At 38.6% G+C, this 18,977-nt stretch carries 21 protein-coding genes; 11 read left to right on the forward strand and 10 right to left on the reverse strand.

The window, feature by feature from the left end; translation table 11 throughout:
* Positions 1-195 precede the first annotated feature (195 nt).
* The 4 genes from folP to FFR48_RS15080 all read right to left on the reverse strand — a co-directional run bounded on the left by folP (position 196) and on the right by FFR48_RS15080 (position 3,040).
* Positions 196-1,053, reverse strand: a complete 858-nt coding sequence (gene folP, locus FFR48_RS15065) for a dihydropteroate synthase (RefSeq protein WP_137667922.1) — start codon at positions 1,051-1,053, stop codon at positions 196-198.
* A 122-nt stretch (positions 1,054-1,175) separates the two neighbouring features.
* Positions 1,176-1,901 (reverse strand): triose-phosphate isomerase, encoded by a 726-nt coding sequence (tpiA, locus tag FFR48_RS15070; RefSeq protein ID WP_096566902.1) that lies wholly within the window; start codon positions 1,899-1,901, stop codon positions 1,176-1,178.
* A gap of 11 nt (positions 1,902-1,912) precedes the next feature.
* On the reverse strand, positions 1,913-2,059 hold the full coding sequence (locus tag FFR48_RS15075; RefSeq protein WP_162501893.1) for a hypothetical protein: 147 nt from the start codon (positions 2,057-2,059) through the stop codon (positions 1,913-1,915).
* 159 nt (positions 2,060-2,218) lie between these two features.
* On the reverse strand, positions 2,219-3,040 hold the full coding sequence (locus FFR48_RS15080; RefSeq protein WP_137667923.1) for a class I SAM-dependent methyltransferase: 822 nt from the start codon (positions 3,038-3,040) through the stop codon (positions 2,219-2,221).
* A 330-nt stretch (positions 3,041-3,370) separates the two neighbouring features.
* On the opposite strand from FFR48_RS15080, the gene FFR48_RS15085 reads away from it, so the two are divergent.
* From FFR48_RS15085 to FFR48_RS15095, 3 genes are all read left to right on the forward strand, one after another.
* Positions 3,371-4,810, forward strand: a complete 1,440-nt coding sequence (locus tag FFR48_RS15085; RefSeq protein WP_137667924.1) for a GTP-binding protein — start codon at positions 3,371-3,373, stop codon at positions 4,808-4,810.
* A gap of 102 nt (positions 4,811-4,912) precedes the next feature.
* Positions 4,913-5,050, forward strand: a complete 138-nt coding sequence (locus FFR48_RS15090; protein ID WP_162501894.1) for a hypothetical protein — start codon at positions 4,913-4,915, stop codon at positions 5,048-5,050.
* Between the two features lie 5 nt (positions 5,051-5,055).
* On the forward strand, positions 5,056-5,796 hold the full coding sequence (locus tag FFR48_RS15095) for a DUF429 domain-containing protein (RefSeq protein WP_137667925.1): 741 nt from the start codon (positions 5,056-5,058) through the stop codon (positions 5,794-5,796).
* A gap of 348 nt (positions 5,797-6,144) precedes the next feature.
* Here the strand turns inward: FFR48_RS15095 and FFR48_RS15100 are convergent, their stop codons facing one another.
* Positions 6,145-6,555 carry a hypothetical protein gene (locus FFR48_RS15100; protein ID WP_201277625.1) on the reverse strand — a complete coding sequence of 137 codons (411 nt, stop codon included), beginning with the start codon at positions 6,553-6,555 and terminating at the stop codon, positions 6,145-6,147.
* A 558-nt stretch (positions 6,556-7,113) separates the two neighbouring features.
* Between FFR48_RS15100 and FFR48_RS15105 the strand changes: the two genes are divergently transcribed.
* Both FFR48_RS15105 and FFR48_RS15110 read left to right on the forward strand, forming a co-directional pair.
* Positions 7,114-7,329 carry a DUF433 domain-containing protein gene (locus FFR48_RS15105; protein WP_096566916.1) on the forward strand — a complete coding sequence of 72 codons (216 nt, stop codon included), beginning with the start codon at positions 7,114-7,116 and terminating at the stop codon, positions 7,327-7,329.
* Positions 7,330-7,341: 12 nt separating this feature from the next.
* Positions 7,342-7,662 carry a DUF5615 family PIN-like protein gene (locus FFR48_RS15110; protein ID WP_137667926.1) on the forward strand — a complete coding sequence of 107 codons (321 nt, stop codon included), beginning with the start codon at positions 7,342-7,344 and terminating at the stop codon, positions 7,660-7,662.
* A 174-nt stretch (positions 7,663-7,836) separates the two neighbouring features.
* Here the strand turns inward: FFR48_RS15110 and glgP are convergent, their stop codons facing one another.
* Positions 7,837-10,401 (reverse strand): alpha-glucan family phosphorylase, encoded by a 2,565-nt coding sequence (glgP, locus tag FFR48_RS15115; protein WP_137667927.1) that lies wholly within the window; start codon positions 10,399-10,401, stop codon positions 7,837-7,839.
* A 690-nt stretch (positions 10,402-11,091) separates the two neighbouring features.
* Positions 11,092-11,427 (reverse strand): hypothetical protein, encoded by a 336-nt coding sequence (locus tag FFR48_RS15120; RefSeq protein ID WP_137667928.1) that lies wholly within the window; start codon positions 11,425-11,427, stop codon positions 11,092-11,094.
* A gap of 64 nt (positions 11,428-11,491) precedes the next feature.
* On the opposite strand from FFR48_RS15120, the gene FFR48_RS30115 reads away from it, so the two are divergent.
* The 4 genes from FFR48_RS30115 (at position 11,492) to FFR48_RS15135 (ending at position 13,436) form a co-directional block, all read left to right on the forward strand.
* Positions 11,492-11,623 carry a hypothetical protein gene (locus tag FFR48_RS30115; protein ID WP_265586232.1) on the forward strand — a complete coding sequence of 44 codons (132 nt, stop codon included), beginning with the start codon at positions 11,492-11,494 and terminating at the stop codon, positions 11,621-11,623.
* Positions 11,624-11,821: 198 nt separating this feature from the next.
* Entirely contained in the window at positions 11,822-12,019 is a 198-nt protein-coding gene (locus FFR48_RS15125; RefSeq protein WP_137667929.1) for a hypothetical protein, read from the forward strand.
* A 446-nt stretch (positions 12,020-12,465) separates the two neighbouring features.
* Complete coding sequence (locus tag FFR48_RS30400; protein ID WP_096566922.1) at positions 12,466-13,158, forward strand: acyltransferase; 693 nt, start codon at positions 12,466-12,468, stop codon at positions 13,156-13,158.
* 161 nt (positions 13,159-13,319) lie between these two features.
* A complete protein-coding gene (locus tag FFR48_RS15135) occupies positions 13,320-13,436 on the forward strand; it encodes a photosystem II reaction center protein I (protein WP_096572622.1) in 117 nt (38 codons plus the stop codon).
* Between the two features lie 115 nt (positions 13,437-13,551).
* Here FFR48_RS15135 and FFR48_RS30125 read toward each other — a convergent pair whose 3' ends face one another.
* The gene (locus tag FFR48_RS30125; protein ID WP_268932441.1) at positions 13,552-13,683 is read right to left on the reverse strand and encodes a hypothetical protein; all 132 of its coding nucleotides are present in this window, start codon (positions 13,681-13,683) and stop codon (positions 13,552-13,554) included.
* On the opposite strand from FFR48_RS30125, the gene FFR48_RS15140 reads away from it, so the two are divergent.
* Together FFR48_RS15140 and FFR48_RS15145 are read left to right on the forward strand one after the other, a co-directional pair.
* Positions 13,662-16,187 carry a DUF3769 domain-containing protein gene (locus FFR48_RS15140; protein WP_137667930.1) on the forward strand — a complete coding sequence of 842 codons (2,526 nt, stop codon included), beginning with the start codon at positions 13,662-13,664 and terminating at the stop codon, positions 16,185-16,187. The two genes, FFR48_RS30125 and FFR48_RS15140, sit on opposite strands and share 22 nt — an antisense overlap.
* A 138-nt stretch (positions 16,188-16,325) precedes the next feature.
* Entirely contained in the window at positions 16,326-17,048 is a 723-nt protein-coding gene (locus FFR48_RS15145; protein WP_137667931.1) for a Uma2 family endonuclease, read from the forward strand.
* A gap of 95 nt (positions 17,049-17,143) precedes the next feature.
* Here FFR48_RS15145 and FFR48_RS15150 read toward each other — a convergent pair whose 3' ends face one another.
* Positions 17,144-18,676 carry a SagB/ThcOx family dehydrogenase gene (locus tag FFR48_RS15150; RefSeq protein WP_137667932.1) on the reverse strand — a complete coding sequence of 511 codons (1,533 nt, stop codon included), beginning with the start codon at positions 18,674-18,676 and terminating at the stop codon, positions 17,144-17,146.
* Between the two features lie 31 nt (positions 18,677-18,707).
* Positions 18,708-18,854 (reverse strand): hypothetical protein, encoded by a 147-nt coding sequence (locus FFR48_RS29495; protein WP_236104078.1) that lies wholly within the window; start codon positions 18,852-18,854, stop codon positions 18,708-18,710.
* Positions 18,855-18,977: the final 123 nt, after the last annotated feature.

Here is an 18,977-nt window from a genome sequence, read left to right on the forward strand (position 1 = left end):
GGGCAAGAGGCAAGAGGTAAGAAGTAAAAGTTGATTGAAAAAACGCAAGAAGCAATAACCAAGAAGTAAGCGGCAAGAGACAAGCACCAATAAGCAATAACCAATCACCAATAACCAATCACCAAGAACCAATCACCAATCACCAATCACCAATCACCAATCACCAATCACCAATCACCAATCACCAATCACCAATCACCAATCACCAATCACCTGTCGATAGATAGCATCAGCAACTAGGGAGACATCACGCATTTCGGCAACATCATGAACTCGGAGGATATCAGCACCATTAAAAATGGCAGCACAACAGGCCGCTGCTGTTCCCCAAACTCTGGCTTTTGGTTCTGGTTGATTTAAAATTTTGCCAATAAAACTTTTGCGGGATGCTCCCACTAATATGGGACACTTTAGGGTTGTGAATGTTGGCAAACTGCGAATAATTTCTAAATTCTGATCATAATTTTTGGCAAAACCAATACCCGGATCAATAATTATTTTTTCCTGTTGAATACCCGCTGTAATTGCGGCTTTTATTTGTTGGGATAAAAAACTATAAATTTCTCCCATCAAATCTTGATAATCTGTATGTTGTTGCATGGTTTGGGGAGTTCCCCGAATGTGCATTAACATGATTGGTACATCTAATTTGGCTACTGTTGGCAACATTTCTGGATCATAAGTACCACCAGAAATATCATTAACAATATCTGCCCCAGCTTCTACAGCAGCTTGAGCTACTTCTGCTCTAGTTGTGTCTACAGAAATAGGAATAGTAATTTTTGGTCTAATGACTTGCAAAACCGACAGCACCCGATCAAGTTCTTCTGTGAGGGTGATTTGTTCTGCTCCTGGTCTGGTTGATTGACCACCGATATCAATAATATCAGCACCAGCGTCTACCATTGTTTGCGCTTGAGCTAAAGCGGCTGAAGTTGTGTTAAATAGACCACCATCACTAAAACTGTCTGGGGTGACATTTAAAATTCCCATTAAATATGTCCGTTGTCCCCAAGTAAAACAACGTTCTCTAATAATTAATTGATTTGACATACAGGAGTCAGGAGTCAAGAGTCAAGAGTCAAGAGTCAAGAGTCAGGAGTCAGGAGGCAGGAGGCAGGAGGCATTGGAAAATAAATCAACTTTTGCCTTTTGCCTTTTGCCTTTTGCCTTGGTTATTGATAATTGACAATTCTGGCAAAACTATCAGCTTCTAAACTTGCACCGCCGACGAGAGCGCCGTCAATTTCTGGTTGTGCCATGATTTCATCAATATTATTGGGCTTGACTGAGCCACCATATTGAATTGATACGTGAGGATTCGTCAGTTGATCACGAATTAAACCAATGACTCGATTTGCTTCTGTGGCTTCACAGGTGTCACCGGTACCAATCGCCCAAATTGGTTCATAAGCAATAATCAAGTTAGTTTGATCAACATCTACTAAGTCTTTTTCTAACTGGGTGCTAATCAGTTTTTCGGTTTCCCCTGCGTCTCGTTGCTGTTTGGTTTCACCAACACAGAGAATGGGTGTCAGTCCGTATTTTTGCGCTGCTTTGAGGCGCAGATTCACTGTTTCCTCTGTTTCGCCAAAATATTGTCGTCTTTCGCTGTGTCCAATGATGACATAGCGCACACCGATTTCTGTGAGCATGGGAGCAGCAATTTCACCCGTGTAGGCTCCATTTTCTTCCCAGTGAACGTTTTGTGCGCCCAAGTTTACACGGCTACCGTGTAAATATTTGGACATTACACTTAAATCTGTGAAGGGAGGACACAATATTACCTCTCTTTCTGAGGGTGTTTCCTCCAGGTGAGGCAGAAATCCGCTTAGGAAATTTTCTGATTCTGCCTGGGTTTTGAACATTTTCCAGTTGCCGGCAATAACTATTTTTCGCACAGGTGATTTTGTCAAGATGCTAACGCTACTAGATCAATTTTTAACTGTACTACTTTTTCGGACATTCCTTGTCTATCAGGAGAGGAAAGTGCTAGTGTTTCGCCCAAAGGCGTAATCGCTATAAGAGGATGTTTTAAAAGTCCCTGAGAGTGTATCAAATATTTTTTACCCCTCCCTAACCCTCCCTAACCCTCCCCTGAAGGGGAGGGAACTGGATTTTCTTGTTTCCCCCCTTGATAATGGGGGATTAAGGGGGGTAAAAATATGATTAAAATCACGGATACCACTGTTCAAACATCCTCTCACACAAAAATACTCTAAACTTTCTTCATTACCTGAAAAGCTGAAATATAAGAAATATTAATCCTTCCTCCATAAAGCTGATCAATCTTTTGTTTTAACCCCGTAAATAAACCATCTCTGATTTCAACTTCTAATTTTAAATAAGGTGAAAGCGTACCTAACAATAATAAATAATCATCAACATTATAAGTTACTTCACAGATTACATGACCAGAAACTAAGTTTGTGAATTTTCCTGAATCAATGGCTTTTTCTCCAAAGGATTTAACTATTTTTTCTTGATCTGTTACATCTTCATATCTGGCTGAGTATGGAGCATAAATTTTATAAATTTCATGCAAATTTTGGTATACTTCATAATCAGGTTGGGGTGTCATGTTCCACAACAAAATTAAAGCCCCATCATCTCTTAAAGCAGCAGCGGCTTTTTCATAAGCTGTTTCTGGGTTCATCCAATGAAAAGAAGTCGCTGCTAAAACAGCATGAAATTTTCCTGGTGTTAATTTCCATTCTTCAAATGTCGTCTGTTGAATTTCTACATTGGGATATGCTGCACAGTTTTTTCTGGCAAATTTACAAGCTGCTTGACTGGGATCTAAACAAACCATTGAAAATCCTAATTTCGCAAAAGATACAGTTGCATTTCCAGGACCACATCCTAGTTCCAAAATTTTCCTTTTAGGGGTAAGTTTAGCTATTTTTATAGCTCGGTTAATTATTTCTTTGGGATAACGTGGTCTTACCTTGTCATAAGCTGCTGCTACAGGAGAATACCAGTTTTTTCTCAGTTCTAAGTCTTGGGGATATAAATTTTTGACTTGTGCTAATTCTTTCATGATCTATGTTATAATAATGGCTATTTGAAAAATTAAGTAGTCGTGCTAAGTATAGTGCGATTATTTTAAGAGCAATTACACAAATTAAAAATAAATATATTCTATATTCATTATTCATTCAAAAAATGCTGCCTCCCGCAACTACTCTCACTTAGGCTGAACTGAAAACTGCTATTGTTCAAACCAATGACTCGAAAACTCTAATTCATTCTGTATTCTGTATTCTGAATCATTGCCCAAAATCCCAAATCCCAAATCCCAAATCCCAAATCTAAAATCCCAAATCTAAAATCTAAAATCTAAAATCTAAAATCTAAAATCTAAAATCCCATGACATCGACATTACCTCAACCTGAAAACAGTAATACACCCAACTGGGAAGAAGAACTAGATAGCGCCATTTTCACCTTTAAAGATATTCAAGCAGAACTTAACTATACACAAGCAAAAACAGCACTGAGAAATTTAGTCAACAATCTTGATCTTACCACCCAAGAAAAATCTGGATTAGAAGCGGAAATTTCCGACTTAGAAACCATGCTGGGCAAACTAGAAAGTATGGTAGTGCAAATAGCAGCTTTTGGCATGGTAGGAAGGGGTAAATCTTCCCTACTTAATGCTTTGGTAGGCCAGCAGGTATTTGAAACAGGACCTTTACACGGTGTTACCCGTACAGAACAAAAGGTAAATTGGAGTATCAGTGAAGAAGCTATTGGTACATTAAAAGCCACCTTTCCCTCAACTGGACAATCTCAGGTAGAATTAGTTGACACACCGGGTTTAGATGAAGTAGATGGAGAAACCCGCGCTGCATTAGCTCAACAGGTAGCAAAACAAGCTGATTTAATTCTGTTTGTGATTTCTGGTGATCTGACCAAAATTGAACAGATGGCGCTTTCTCAGTTGCGAGAAGTAGGTAAACCGATGATTTTGGTGTTTAACAAAGTAGATCAATATCCAGAAACAGACCGGATCGCTATTTACGAAAAAATCCGCGATGATAGAGTACGAGAGTTGCTATCACCTGATGAAATAGTCATGTCTGCGGCTTCACCTTTAGTTAAAACTGCCGTAGTTCGTGCTGATGGTAGTAGAGGTATACAGTTACGTCAAGGTCAAGCACAAGTAGATCAACTAAAACTCAAGATTTTAGAGATTTTGCAACGGGAAGGTAAAGCGTTAGTTGCGCTCAACACCATGCTTTATGCTGACACAGTAAATGAGCAAGTTATCCAGCGAAAATTAGAAATTCGGGAACAGAACGCTAATGATTTAATTTGGAAAGCGGTGATGACTAAAGCATTAGCGATCGCCCTTAATCCCGTGACTGTAGTTGATATCCTCAGCAGTATCGTTATTGATATTTCTTTGATTTTAGGTTTATCTAAACTCTATGGCATCCAAATGACAGAAAAGGGAGCGGTACAACTACTGCAAAAAATCGCCCTGAGTATGGGCGGAATAGGCGCTAGTGAACTACTAGCAAATTTAGGTTTAAGTGGTTTAAAAACCTTACTGGGTATCTCTGCATCAGCCACAGCGGGAGTTGCCCTTGGACCTTATTTATCCGTAGCTGTAACTCAAGCAGGTGTAGCGGGAGTATCATCCTATGGTATTGGCCAAGTCACCAAAGCGTATTTAGCCAACGGCGCAACCTGGGGACCCGAAGGACCAAAAGCCGTAGTTAGTAAAATTTTATCCAGCTTGGATGAAACATCAATTTTAAACCGCATTAAAGATGAGTTATTGATAAAAATTAGAAGAAAGTGAAAGTTTTCAGGACTCAGGAGTCGTAGGGGCGAAGCATTCGGGCGACTAATTATCAATTGTATGAAAAGGTTATTTTCCGAATGCTAATGCTTCCAGCACGCTTTGCGAACGCCCGTACAAGAGTCAGGAGGAAAGACAAATAACCCAATTACCCATTACCAATCACCAATCACCAATCACCCATTACCAATCACCAATCACCAATCACCAATCACCAATCACCAATCACCAATTACCTAATTATAATGAAATTTATCGGTATTGATTTAGGCTGGCAATCTCAACCAAGTGGTTTATGTTGTTTAGAATTAAAAGATGAAAAACTGCAACTTTTGGATTTAGATCGCCAGGAAGCCATTGCAGACATCTTGACTTGGATTGATCAGATCATCAAACCAGAAGAACCAGGTATAATTGCTGTAGATGCACCCACATTAATACCAAATTCTACAGGTAGTCGCTTACCAGATAAACTCAGTCATAAATACTTTGGTAAATATCATGCGGGATGCTACCCAGCAAATCAAAACCTAGCTTTTGCAGAACGCACAATTAACTTTGGTTTAGAATTAGAATCACGGGGATTTATGCACGCGCCTAAAATTGAACCTCAAAAATTAGGGAGATATCAAATAGAAGTATTTCCCCATCCAGCAATAGTTAATTTATTTAGATTAGAAAAAATCTTAAAATATAAAAAAGGAAAAATCCACGAACGCCGGTTAGAACTGCTCAAGTTATATAATTACATTGTTGAGATTCTTCCTGTTATTTCTCCTCCTTTATCTTCTCCATGTATCTGTAGTTCCTTTCCTTCAGAAATACCCAACACAGGAAAACAACTCAAAGAAACCGAAGATAAATTAGATAGTTTAATTTGTGCTTATGTTAGTGCTTATTGGTGGTTTTGGGGAAGAGAAAAAAACCTAGTTTTAGGGGATGAAAGTACAGGTTATATAGTTGTACCTGAGAGAATTTGTAGTTAGGAGTTAGGAGTCAGGAGTCAGGAGTCAGGAGTCAGGAGTCAGGAGTCAGGAGTCAGGAGTCAGGAGTCAGGAGTCAGGAGTCAGGAGTCAGGAGTCAGGAGTCAGGAGTCAGGAGGAAGAATTAGAATTAGCTATTGTTTATCTAGGGAGAAAAGTGGTCAGTATTCCACAAGTCAAGAAATATCTTCAACAGATTATATTATTTACTTTTAGTAATTAACCAACCAAAGGCAATAAATAAAATTGTAGCAATAACACTTAAAAATAAAGAAGCATAAAATGGATGGGGTGGACTGTTGGGAGAAATAAAAGCAACAGGTTGATTAATTTTATCAATGTGTTGAACTACTATAAGTTAGCAAAGGTAAGATTGAGTTTATCTGTATTGGCTGCCAGCAAGGGGTAAACTACCTGGGGGTTGCCTTGACTTTCTGCCGTTGCTTGTAATACTTCTAATAAAAATAGTAAATAAGTTTCTATATCTGCTTCACTAACCGGGGTTTCTGCTTCTGGAGTATATTCCTCTAGGGGTATATCTAAAGCTTGATTTAGTTGAGATTCTATAAACATCAGCTTATTAGCACGATTCTCCTGTCCTTCTTGGGTGGACATTTGTGCTACCCCTACCTTAAGCAATTGTAAAAAGTCAGCATCTAATAATTCGCTGTTAGCTTGTAATATTGCCGACTCTTCCCCATCTGCACAACTTAGCAGTTGTTGAATTAGCTGATAATATGCCTGTAGACGCTGTTTATCCATATATTAAAGCTGGGGTGGGGTAGCATTTAATTATCCTTCAATAGCATTTTCCCCCATTTCGGATCATTTTATGCTGAAAATCCTCAAATCCTGGAAATCCTGATTCTGACAATCACATCCTGAAAATCCTCAAATCCTGGAAATCCTGATTCTGACAATCACATCCTGAAAATCCTCAAATCCTGGACATCCTGATTCAGACAAAAAATCACATCCTGAAAATCCTCAAATCCTGGACATCCTGATTCAGACAAAAAATCACATCCTGAAAATCCTCAAATCCTGGATATCCTGATTCAGACAAAAAATCACATCCTGAAAATCCTCAAATCCTGAAAATCCTGATGCTGACAAAAAATCACATCCTGAAAATCCTCACATCCTGGACATCCTGATTCAGACAAAAAATCACATCCTGAAAATCCTCACATCCTGGAAATCCTGATTCTGACAATCACATCCTGAAAATCCTCACATCCTGGAAATCCTGATTCTGACAATTGATACTTTATAATTAATCTAAATGTAACTTTTTCATTTACCAAAGAGGAATAAACAATGAAAGGATGGGAAACTTTAGATGCCATAGAAAGACAACCTGATAAATTAAGTGGTGCATGGGTATTTCGAGGAACAAGAGTTCCGGTTGCTGCATTATTTGAAAATTTGCGTGATGGTGCAACTGTAGATGAATTTTTGCAATGGTTTCCACCTGTGCAAAGATCACAAGTTGAAGCTGTACTTAATTATGAGCTTGAAAAACTAGCTGCTTAGATATAAATAGAGATGAAAATTCTTTTTGATCAGGGAACTCCTGTACCATTACGGAAATATTTAACAGACCATTCTGTAACGACAGCTTATGAAGAAGGATGGTCTAATTTATCAAATGGAGATTTATTAAAGGCTGCTGAAAATAAAGGATATCAAATACTTGTTACAACAGATCAGAATTTGCGTTATCAACAGAATTTAAGTGAACGTCAAATTGCAATTGTGGTTTTACTGTCAACTTCATGGCCAAAAATTAGAACAGAAGTTGATAAAGTTTGTTCTGTCATCAATGCAACTAACTTGGGTGATTATCAAGAAATTTCTATCATCTAGTGTAATTTACTATTTAACAATCACATCCTGAAAATCCTTAAATCCTGGAAATCCTGATTCTGACAAAAAATCACATCCTGAAAATCCTCCTACCTCCTGCCTTCGTTAAAAGATTTTAGATTTTAGACTTTAGAAAAATAATCCAAAATCCAAAATCCAAAATCCAAAATTACCCTATTCCGCCCAAGCGATTAACCTGGGTTCATAAGGATTAGAAAGGTATTGGTTTTGTGGTAAAACCCGCAAAGACAAACCTTGCAAACCAGAAGAGGTATAAGTGATATCAGCAATATAGACACTTAAACCTTGGTCATCTTGTCCTTGGTAATCCATAACTACAGGAACAGCATTGACAATATTGCCGTTAGCGTCAATAGCACCTTGGTATAATTCTACCTGCACATCTTCATTTGTTAAAGTTGCTAAATCAACCTTAGCTTTTACAGCCACAGTTTGATTAACTTCAATTGCCGAAGCTGCTCCGACATCAATATCTTTGATTTTGATGTTAAACCAATGTTCACCAAGTTTTGCTTTCCAAGCTGCTAATTCTTTCGCTGGGGCGTAATTATTAGCGGTGAGGGTATGATAGCGATCGCTGGCAGGAAAATAAGCTCTTACTGCATATTCTCGCACCATCCGCGCTGTATTAAAGAACGGACAATTTAACCGAATAGCATCTTTCATTTTTGCTACCCAAGCACGGGGTAAACCATCCCCATCACGCTGATCATAGAATAAGGGTACAACTTCTTTTTCTAACAACTCATAAAGAGCATTAGCTTCTATTTCATCTTGATAGTTGGGATCTTCGTAATTTTCCCCATGTCCGATCGCCCAACCAGTACGCACATAATCAGCTTCATCCCACCAACCATCAAGTACACTTAAATTAGGTAGTCCGTTCATTGCTGCTTTCATGCCGCTAGTACCAGAAGCTTCACGGGGGCGGCGTGGTGTATTTAACCACACATCACAACCAGCTACCATCAACCGAGCAATGTGAATATCGTAGTTAGGAACAAACACCACTTGTTTTTCCAGATGGTTTTCGCGGATAAAGTGATTGATATCGCGGATCAGTTCTTTCCCCGGAATATCTTTAGGATGTGCTTTGCCCGCAATGACAAACTGTACCTTGCTGTGTTTATGTCCTGATAAAATCTTCTTGATCCTGTCTAAATCACGCATCCAGAGCGTAGCGCGTTTATAGGTAGCAAAACGACGAGCAAAACCAATGGTTAAGACATTGGGATCAAGGACTTCTTGAGCTTGGGCAATATCAGAAGCTGAAGCACCGCGATCGCGTAAATGCTTAACCAAATGATCCCGCACATACAAAATCATATCCAGGCGACAGCGTTCATGATTACGCCATAACTCCTCATCTGGGATCGCGTCCATCCGTTCCCATAACTGATTATCTGGTGGTACTGATGACCAGTTTGGACCTAGATAGCGATCGTACAACTCCTGAGTTGATTTAGCCACACAACTGCGAGCATGAACACCATTAGTAATAGCAGTGATTGGCACTTCATCAACGGGGACTTTCTTCCATAAACCTTGGAACATTTGCCGAGATACCACACCGTGCAACTGTGCCACACCATTGGAAAATGTCGCCATTTTCAAAGCTAACACCGCCATACTAAAAGGCGCGGATAAATCACCAGTATTTTCCCGTCCCAAACCTAAAAACTGTTCTTTGGGCAAACCAAAGATATCTGCATAATATCCCAGATAATACAAAATTTTATCGGGAGCAAACAAATCAATACCAGCGGGTACAGGGGTATGGGTAGTAAATATATTACTGGAAGCTACCACTTGTCTAGCTTGAGAATAACTCAAACCGTCTTCCTGGATTAACATCCGAATGCGTTCTAAAGCTGAGAAAGCCGCATGGCCTTCATTCTTATGGTAAGCTGTCACCTTGTAACCCAAGGCTTTTAACATCCGCACACCACCGATCCCCAGCATCATTTCCTGGTGGATACGCATATCAATGTCACCACCATATAACTGATCTGTGATGTCATGATCATAAGCTTTGTTAGGTTCAATATTGGTATCCAGCATATACAGGGGAACTGTTCCCACCTGCACACGCCATACCCTAGCGTATACCTTGCGTCCTGGATAATCTACCTCAATCCTTAGCTCTGAGCCATCGGGATTGCGTTCCAAGTGCAAAGGCATATTATAAAAATCGTTGATGGGGTAGCGTTCTTGTTGCCAACCATCAGCATTAAGATATTGGGCAAAATAACCTTGTTGGTAGAGTAAACCTACACCAACCAAAGGTAATCCCAAATCACTAGCAGATTTGAGGTGATCTCCCGCCAAAACACCCAAACCGCCAGAATAGATCGGCAAACAATCTACCAGTCCAAACTCAGCGGAAAAATAAGCGTAACATTCCTTTTGGGTTGATCCGCGTTGTTTGTTATACCAAGTGCGCTCTTGCAAATAATCTTCTAGTTGTCGAGCAGCACGATCCATTTGTGCTAGGAAACCTTCATCTTCGACAACTTCCAATAATCGCCCTTGACTGATAGTACCTAGCATCAAAACTGGGTTATGTCGGCTTGATTCCCACAAATCTGGGTCTAATCGACGAAATAAGTCTTTGCTCTCAACATTCCAATCAAAATGTAGATTGTATGCTAGTTTTCGCAGTGGTTCTAGTCGCTGCGGTAGTGAAGGAGAAACGTTAAATGTGCGAATTGGCTGCATAGTATGGCAAAAGTTCTAATTCTGTTATGGTTATTGTTTACTGTTATTGTTTACTGTTTTTACTGGGTGTTGCCAATTCTTTATACTATGTTTGTGAATTTCTGATGACTTTGTTAAGCATTGAGAATTATTGTCTCATACTTTGCTAGAGTTTACACCAAACAACGTTCTTGGTCTATAGGTTTCCATTCCTGAATTTCCTATTGGCATCAAATTCAGTTTCTCATTGTTACTTGTATAGTATCAGGCAAGAGGCAACAGGCAAACGGCAGTAGTGAAACCCTGAATATTATTAGGTTTCAGTGATCAATCACCGATTTTGGCAACAAAAATTATAGTTATCATTAAATTTACTAACACTTTAGCCCAAAAATACTAACCACCACATCAACCAACCGGATAATTTTTAATTATTTCTTAATATTTTTAGCAGTTTAGCAGTAAAGTAATCTACCACAAAAATTTGTAAAAAAATTTGTAATTTGTGTAATTTATGGTTTATTTGCACATAAATCCCTAAAATTTGTCTAATTCAACAGAGAATAAACAAATTTTCTCCACCAAATTCTTCCCAAGAGTGAACAACTGCGACTACACCCAGCTTTGTAAAATGAATATTTTATTAATATTTATTAATATTTTATTAATATTCTGCTCAGGAAAAAATGAATCAGGTGATCATTGATATACCTATGTACCGATAGAAGGCTGATCTTGGGGATTATGTGGCATAGTTAAGGCTATTGCAGCCGCAAAAGCCATTTCAGCAGCTATTTTATAAGCCAGTTTGATGTTTGGGGAAGCATCCTTATCTTTATCTTTGGAAGCTATGTCAGAGTAATTTTTTTTACGAAGTGACTCTTGGTTAACTGCACCCGCCACAATAGAACGTTGTAAAATAATCAATGCATCTAGGTCTTCTGAGTCATAATTTGTTTGCAGAAGTTTATGGATCTGATGTTTTGCTGTAGCACTCAAATAGCCAGTAGTTAAAGCTTGCTGCACAATTTCTTTAATTGTAATCATGATTTAACCGTAGGTGTTACTTAAAAGGGATATTTTACTCTGTAAGTGGATTTTTGTCCTGTGCATGGTGCAAAAAAGTGATTTAGGGAAGGTAACAGGGAAAAGAAAACGGGTAAGAAGCAATCAAGGTGTACCTTGCGATCGCCAAAATCAAATAAAAGTCCTATATCAGCAGTCAGCTTTAGAAAAATCCTAGTGGATGATCAATTAATAGCAGTGAGTAAGACTACAGAAAGCCAGCTATCAAACATGAAATCTGAGTCATAAAATACTATTTATAGCAGTATAAAAATGTGCAATATCACAATTTTTACAGATACAAATCATAGAGAATAAACGGATTTTTTGTTTAAAGTTGTTCATTAAAAATAAATTATGTTATTGTGAAGATCAATTGTCATTCAAAATCGCTAATGTTATTGAAAGCGTGATTTCCCTAGCCTATAAGTCCTTTGTGTGCAGCATGATTAGAGCATTATACTCTACAAATTCATTACCAGAAAGCCGTCACAGCAATCGGGGAAGTGCTTACTTGTTTGCACCGATGGTCAACTTCAATATCATGGCAGACGTGGGAGATACTCCACCATAAACTTTTATAAAAAAATACTAATTTATTGTCTTTATTGTCAAAATTCAGGATTCAGAAAAATTTTACAATTCAGAATTGACAGATTCAAGATTTTGTCAAACATTTGCAGCATCATCCTTGAAGTCCTGTGTATTATGTATGCTGTATTCTGTATTCTGTATCCTGAATCATTACAATAATTGCTCATTCAAGAAAAAGTAAGTATTCAGCTATCAGCAATCAGCAGTCAGCTAAAACTGCTGTTCAGACTAATTTTACAGAATTTTTAGAGCAGACTGATACCAAAATCAATTGCTAATTCTTCGCTAAAAATGCTCATAAATTCCAGATCATAACTGATTACTGATTACTGATTACTAAATACTCGGAATAAAAATTACATTGTCTGTTAAGCAACAAGACAATATTTTCCTGTCACACAAAACTTATGTGAGATATTTGTAGCCATGATTAACCAATTATATTCTGACAAATTACAGCGACTACCAGGACTTTTATTAACCACCTTATTAGGTGATATTCCGTCAATTCTTTTGGGTCCACAACTGAGAAGGTTGGTATATCGCCGTCTTTTTGCAGCTATGGGTAAGAGGGTGTACATTCAGCATGGTGCAGAATTTCTCTCTACCACCTCTATTGAAATTGGTAATGGAGTACACATCTTTAAAAATGTGCGTTTAGATGCCAAAGGACACCCAAACAATAAAATTTATTTAGGAAATGGAGTAGCAATTGAGCGTAACGTAGATATAGGCTGTTTGGAAAATACTTGTATACACATAGAGGAAGATACATTCATTGGACCAAATGTTTGTATTGCTGGACCTGGAAATATTACGATTGGTAAGCAATGTATGATCGCATCTCAATCTGGTATATATGCAAATAATCACAATTTTACAGATACATTATTGCCAATGCAAAAACAGGGCGTTACCCGTCAGGGAATTGTGATTGAGGATGATTGTTGGCTAGGACATGGAGTTACTGTATTAGATGGTGTAACTATTGGCAAGGGTAGCGTAATTGGTGCAGGAGCAGTAGTCACTAAAGATATTCCTCCCTATTCCGTCGCTGTTGGTATACCTGCAAAAGTGATTAAAAGCCGGACAGCTAAAGAAATGGTGCAGTATTCTTAAATTTAGGGTGTAGAGAGGTAGGGAATAGGGAATAGGGAATAGGGAATAGAAAATTATTTCTTCAGCCCCCTGCCTAGAAACATACCTCCAAAAAAGAACCAGATGTGAGTAAGATAGAGATTGCTGAAAAGTTTTTTGTCTTACCCCTGGGAGATAATTCTATGGTGACTTTAAAAATCGCTGTTTATATTGTTGTTGCCTTCTTCATAGGAATTTTTGTGTTTGGATTTTTGTCAAATGACCCTGCTCGCAACCCTGGCCGTCGGGATTTAGAATAGGAACACAACAAATCATCTGTTATCAACTGCAACTGCTGGAAGGTGGAAGACACTCAATGCCTAAACACTGGCACAAATCTGGAAAATGATACTGTGTCGTCCTTTTGGCGGCTTGCTACAAGTCAGCAGAAGGCAAAAGTCGGAAGGCCAAGTGTAAATCATCCTTCCGGCTAAATATTTGGTTTTTCATATCTGGCTTGTTGTTAGCTCGATTTTCCACAAGATATGCTTCATCCAGTTTTGCCACCTGACTCACCTCCTGTTCAAGAATACATCCAACCTGGCCATCTTCTCGCTTCTGCTTCTGTGGTAGAAGAGCAAACTGGGACGCAGCAACTTGCGACTTCAGGAAATATCGAGACTGCTAATGGTCTGGTGACTCCCACACAAACTAATCAAGATAATGCAGTAATTAGCAAAAGCTTATCTTCAAATTCTGTTCCAGAAACTGTATCGCCAACATTTTCCCCTCTGATTGTTTCTAGAAGTGGGGGGCTTTTGAGAAAATCTTTGATAGTTGGTACTTCCCAAAAGGAAGATGCGGATGCTGACAAGACACCGGGGGCTACATTTCCACAAATTTCTCGTGAAGTTACCAATACAAACAATATATGGTTGGCTGAGTCACCAGTTATGATCAAAACTTCAGCCCCAGTAAAACACCCAGTAAAACATAAAAGCCAACATCAAAATCCTGTAAATATATACAAATCAGGGGAGAAGATTAATATTTCTGCCTCTACAAAGACGGGAGAAAATACGTCTAGTTCTCTCCTAGTACAAAATATTATTGAGTTTAAGCCACGTAATTCAAATAACCAACCATCAACTTCTACTACTGTAGAATTTCCTCCGCCAAATCAACCTGCTGGGAATACGCCACAAGTAAGACAACGAGTTATAGAAGTAATTGCAGACCGCCAAGAATATGATGAGCAAAGACGAATCGTTACGGCTGAAGGTAATGTGGTGGTTAGATTTGATGGGGCGGTGGTAGATGCCGATCGCCTACAAGTAAATTTGGATAATTTAATTGCTGTGGGGGAAGGTAATGTTGCTTTAACTAGGGGTAATCAGGTATTACGGGGAGAACGCTTTACTTATAATTTTGTTCAGGATAGTGGGGATCTGGAAAATGGCAGCGGCGAAATTTACATCCCCACAACTCAAGCTGATTTTGCTTTTTCTCCCTCCCCAACTACAGATATTACCGCAGGTGGTGTACCTAGTCGTCCACCTAGTGACCGGATTCGTGCTAATCAACCTGTTACTGGTGTCAGCAGTCCCGGTGGTATTGATGTGAATTTTGCAGGTCAAGCGGATGCCAGAAATATTCCCGTAGCCAAATCCGGTGGTATGGTCAAAAGATTGCGTTTTCAAGCCCAACGCATTGATTTTTATCCCCGTGGTTGGCAAGCTGAGGATGTGCGGATTACCAATGATCCTTTTTCACCCCCAGAATTAGAGTTACGAGCATCTAAAGTGACTTTGACGCGAGAAGCACCTTTGGTAGATCGGGTAACTACTCAGCGTCAACGTTTAGTTTTTGACCAGAATTTTGTCTTACCTATCCCCATTGATAACCAAAAAATTGACCGTCGAGAAAGGGATATTAATCCTTTTATTGTTTCTCCTGGTTATGATAATGGTAAACGGGGGGGTTTGTATGTAGAACGGAATTTCTTAGCGATTAATAATGATCAAACTCGTTGGTTGATTACACCTCAATTGTTTGTACAGAGAGCTATTCAAGATAATAGTAATATTCCTGGTTTGTTGGGTGTAAAAACTAAGCTAAATACTGTGTTAAATGCAAAAACTAAGGTGGAAGGAGTAGGAGAATTAACAAGTCTAGATGTGAATAAATTAGAGGATAATTTGCAGGGGAGTTTACGGTTACGTCAGAGTTGGGGTGAGGTAAATCCTCATATATTGAATTTAGAATATAGCTACCGCGATCGCCTTTACAATGGTACTCTCGGTTTCCAAACTGTGCAGAGTAGTTTGGGTGGTGTAATCACTTCTCCGATTATTCCTTTGGGAAAAAGTGGCATTAATCTTAGCTATCAAGGAGGCGCTCAGTATATTAATTCTAATACAGATCGTGCCGATTTACTAGAGCCACAACGGAAAAATAACCGTGTTTCTTTAGGTCGGTTACAAGGTAGTATTGCTCTAAATACTGGTTTTTTGTTATGGCAGGGAAAACCATTACCAGCTACTGCTAAGGAAGGATTAAAATATACACCAAATCCTGTAGTACCTTACTTGCAGGCGATCGCGGGTGTGACGGGTACAACCAGTTATTACACCAGTGGCGATAATCAAAGTACCTTAATTGGTACTGTTGGTTTAGTTGGCCAGATAGGTCATTTTTCTCGCCCATTTTTTGATTATACTGCCTTTAATGTGAGTTATTCCCAAGGTTTCAACAGCGGTTTATCACCATTTTTGTTTGATCGTTCTGTTGATAACAAAGTTTTGAGTGCTGGTATTTCCCAACAAATATATGGACCGTTTCGTTTAGGCTTTCAAACATCAATCAACCTAGATACAGGTAAAGAAAGCAGTACAGATTATATTGTGGAATATAACCGCCGCACCTATGGAATCACCTTGCGTTACAATCCAGTTTTAGAATTAGGTGGTTTTAGTATTCGTATTAGTGATTTTAACTGGAAAGGTGGTACTGATCCATTTTCTTCAGATGAAGTGAAACCTGTGGTGGGTGGAGTGCGACAAGATAATTAGGCTGTTAATCTGATTGATAATGATATTAAATCAAATCAACCACCAAGTGCAGGATTCCAATTTTTTGGGCTTGTGAAAATTGATGGTAAAACGAAAGTTTTAATGCTACACTAAGAAACCACGCTCGCAGGGGGGTATATGACCTCTACCACAAATCTTCCCACATCTGGAATTAGTCTTCCAGATCATACTCAATTACCAGAGTCTGATGGTACATTTGTGAAAAATTTTCAGGAACATCCTCAAAGCATTCTATTAACAGAATCTATTAAACCAGTATTGCAAAAAATCCATCCTGACGGACAATATTGTATAGGTCAAGATAGCGGCATTTACTGGCGTATGACCGATCCTCCGGAACGGGGTGCAGAAGCACCAGATTGGTTTTATGTGCCTAATGTACCTCCTAGTTTGAATGGTCAAATGCGCCGTTCTTATGTCCTGTGGCAAGAGTATATTTCACCATTAATTGTTCTAGAATTTGTTTCTGGGAATGGCGATGAAGAACGGGATCAAACACCGTGGAAAGGAAAATTTTGGATTTATGAACAGGTGATACATCCAGCTTTTTATGGTATTTATGAAGTGAATAAAGCCAGTGTGGAAGTTTATCATTTAATTGAAAATAAATACCAATTATTACCAGCAAATGAACGGGGACATTATCCTATTCCAGCTTTAGGTGTTGAGTTAGGAATTTGGCAAGGTGAATATCAAAATGTAGATTTACCTTGGTTACGTTGGTGGGATTTAGATGGTAATTTGTTGTTAAGTGGAGAAGAACGAGCAGAACAGGAACGCCTAAAAAATGAGCGTTTAATTGCCCAATTGCGTGCTTTAGGTGTTGAACCGGAAGTTTAATAAAATTCAGATCCCCAATTGTTTAATTATGTTTAATAAGTCGGGGATCTAATTTTTTGCAATCCAAAATCCAAAATCCAAAATCCAAAATTGCCTTACCTTGGTTTTCCCAAAGTAGTTATATATAAAACTGCTTCATCAGCGGGAATACCCAAAACATCATTTACTTGATCATCAAAGAAACCACCGATACCACTAACTCCTAAATTCAAGCGAATCGCTGCTAGATTAAGCCTTTGTCCTAAATGACCGGCATCGAGATGTAAATAACGGTAAACGCGATCGCCATATTGTCCTATAGCTGTTTTTAAATCAGCAGTATGAAATATTACCGCTGCTGCATCTCGTCCTAATTCCTGTCCCAAACAAAGAAAATGCAACTCACGACGAAAATTCTTAAAGCGAATTTGTCTTAATTCTTGGGCTTTTGGTGCATAATAATAACAGCCAGATTCTAGTCCCTTAACACCAGAAACAGCAATAAATGTTTCAATTAAATTCAGGTCAAAATAATCAGGAGCAGTATCTAAATTTTGATCCAGATAATTTTGTGGTTGATAGGTAAAATCGAGTAAAGCTTTCAGTTCATCAAAAGTTAATTTTTCACCACTATAAGAGCGAGTAGAACGACGTTTATAGATAGTATTTTCTAAATCTACAAAATTTTTACCCCAGTCAATTGGTGTGGTGACAGTAGAAAGTTTGTCGCAAAAAGGAAAATTATATTTATCATCTAAAGTTTTTTCTGGTTTGGTAGTGGCTACATTTTTTTTACTGTTTTCATCAGATTTAATTTGGGTGTGAACATGAAAATATTTTAAGAGTTGTCCATCAGGAATGGAAGGATAATTAGTTTCTGTTAATGAAGGTAAGGCGGTTTTTCCTAAAGGCAAATTTTGTTTAATATCTAATAAATCTGCCAATGCCATCACTACAGTTGCACCTTCTTGTTCTGGATCGATATACAGTAGATCATTGATAGCTTCATCTGCAAAACCACCAATTAAATGAGGACGATAATCAGTAATTGATCCTGCCAATTCAATGTTACCTAAAAGATGTCCAGTATCAAGAAAAATGCGACGATAAGCTCGATCTTCATAACGCCATGCAGAACGATAAAAAACCGCAGTAGTAATAATAGCGAGTTGAGTATTTTCTAAACTAGGATGCCAAAAACAAGCTGCTTGTAAAGCTGTCCAAACATCATTTTCCCAAAATTGTTTTAAAGAATGAGTACGACATTGATAGTTATAAAGTCCAGCAGGTAACAAAGGTGTACCACGGGAAACTAAATATACTTCAGCCGGGTATAAACCTCCTGCACTGGGAGCAGAGCGAAAATAAACTGCACTACCCATAGAAGGCATTTTCGCAGTCAGTCCATAACTGTGAAATAACAGTTGCGAAAGTCTCCGCCACCATTTAGCATCAGGATTATGGTTAAAAGCCTCTGGTGCTTCTTGTAAATAGGGTTTAAGGTCAAAATCAGCGCCAATTTTGTATTCTTTAAATGGTACTGGTTGTTTAGCCCAGTCTAAATCCTGATTTTTCCCAGCTAATGTCTCCGGGTCGTATTTAGTACGCTCGTGGTAATGTTGGGCAATTGATTGGTATATTTCTGGCATAGTATTTTTAATTTAAGATCCTCAGAAAATTCTATTTTTTGATTGGGGACTGGTGACTGGTGACTGGTGACTGGTGACTGGTGACTGGTGACTGGTGACTGGTGACTGGTGACTGGTGACTGCTGACTGTTGTCTGGTGACTGGTGACTGGTGACTGGTGAATTTCGACTGCGCACACGTTTGACTTCCAGTGTCTTTCTGTCACATTTTATACCGCATTTTTCTCGTTATCTAACATTTGCTTAGTTTTGGCCTCTTCCATCATGTTTCTGCTATCATTCCTTCTCATATTGCTGTCTAT

Origin of the sequence: Sphaerospermopsis reniformis (assembly GCF_005402885.1) — a bacterium.
GTDB classification, from domain to species: domain Bacteria; phylum Cyanobacteriota; class Cyanobacteriia; order Cyanobacteriales; family Nostocaceae; genus Sphaerospermopsis; species Sphaerospermopsis kisseleviana.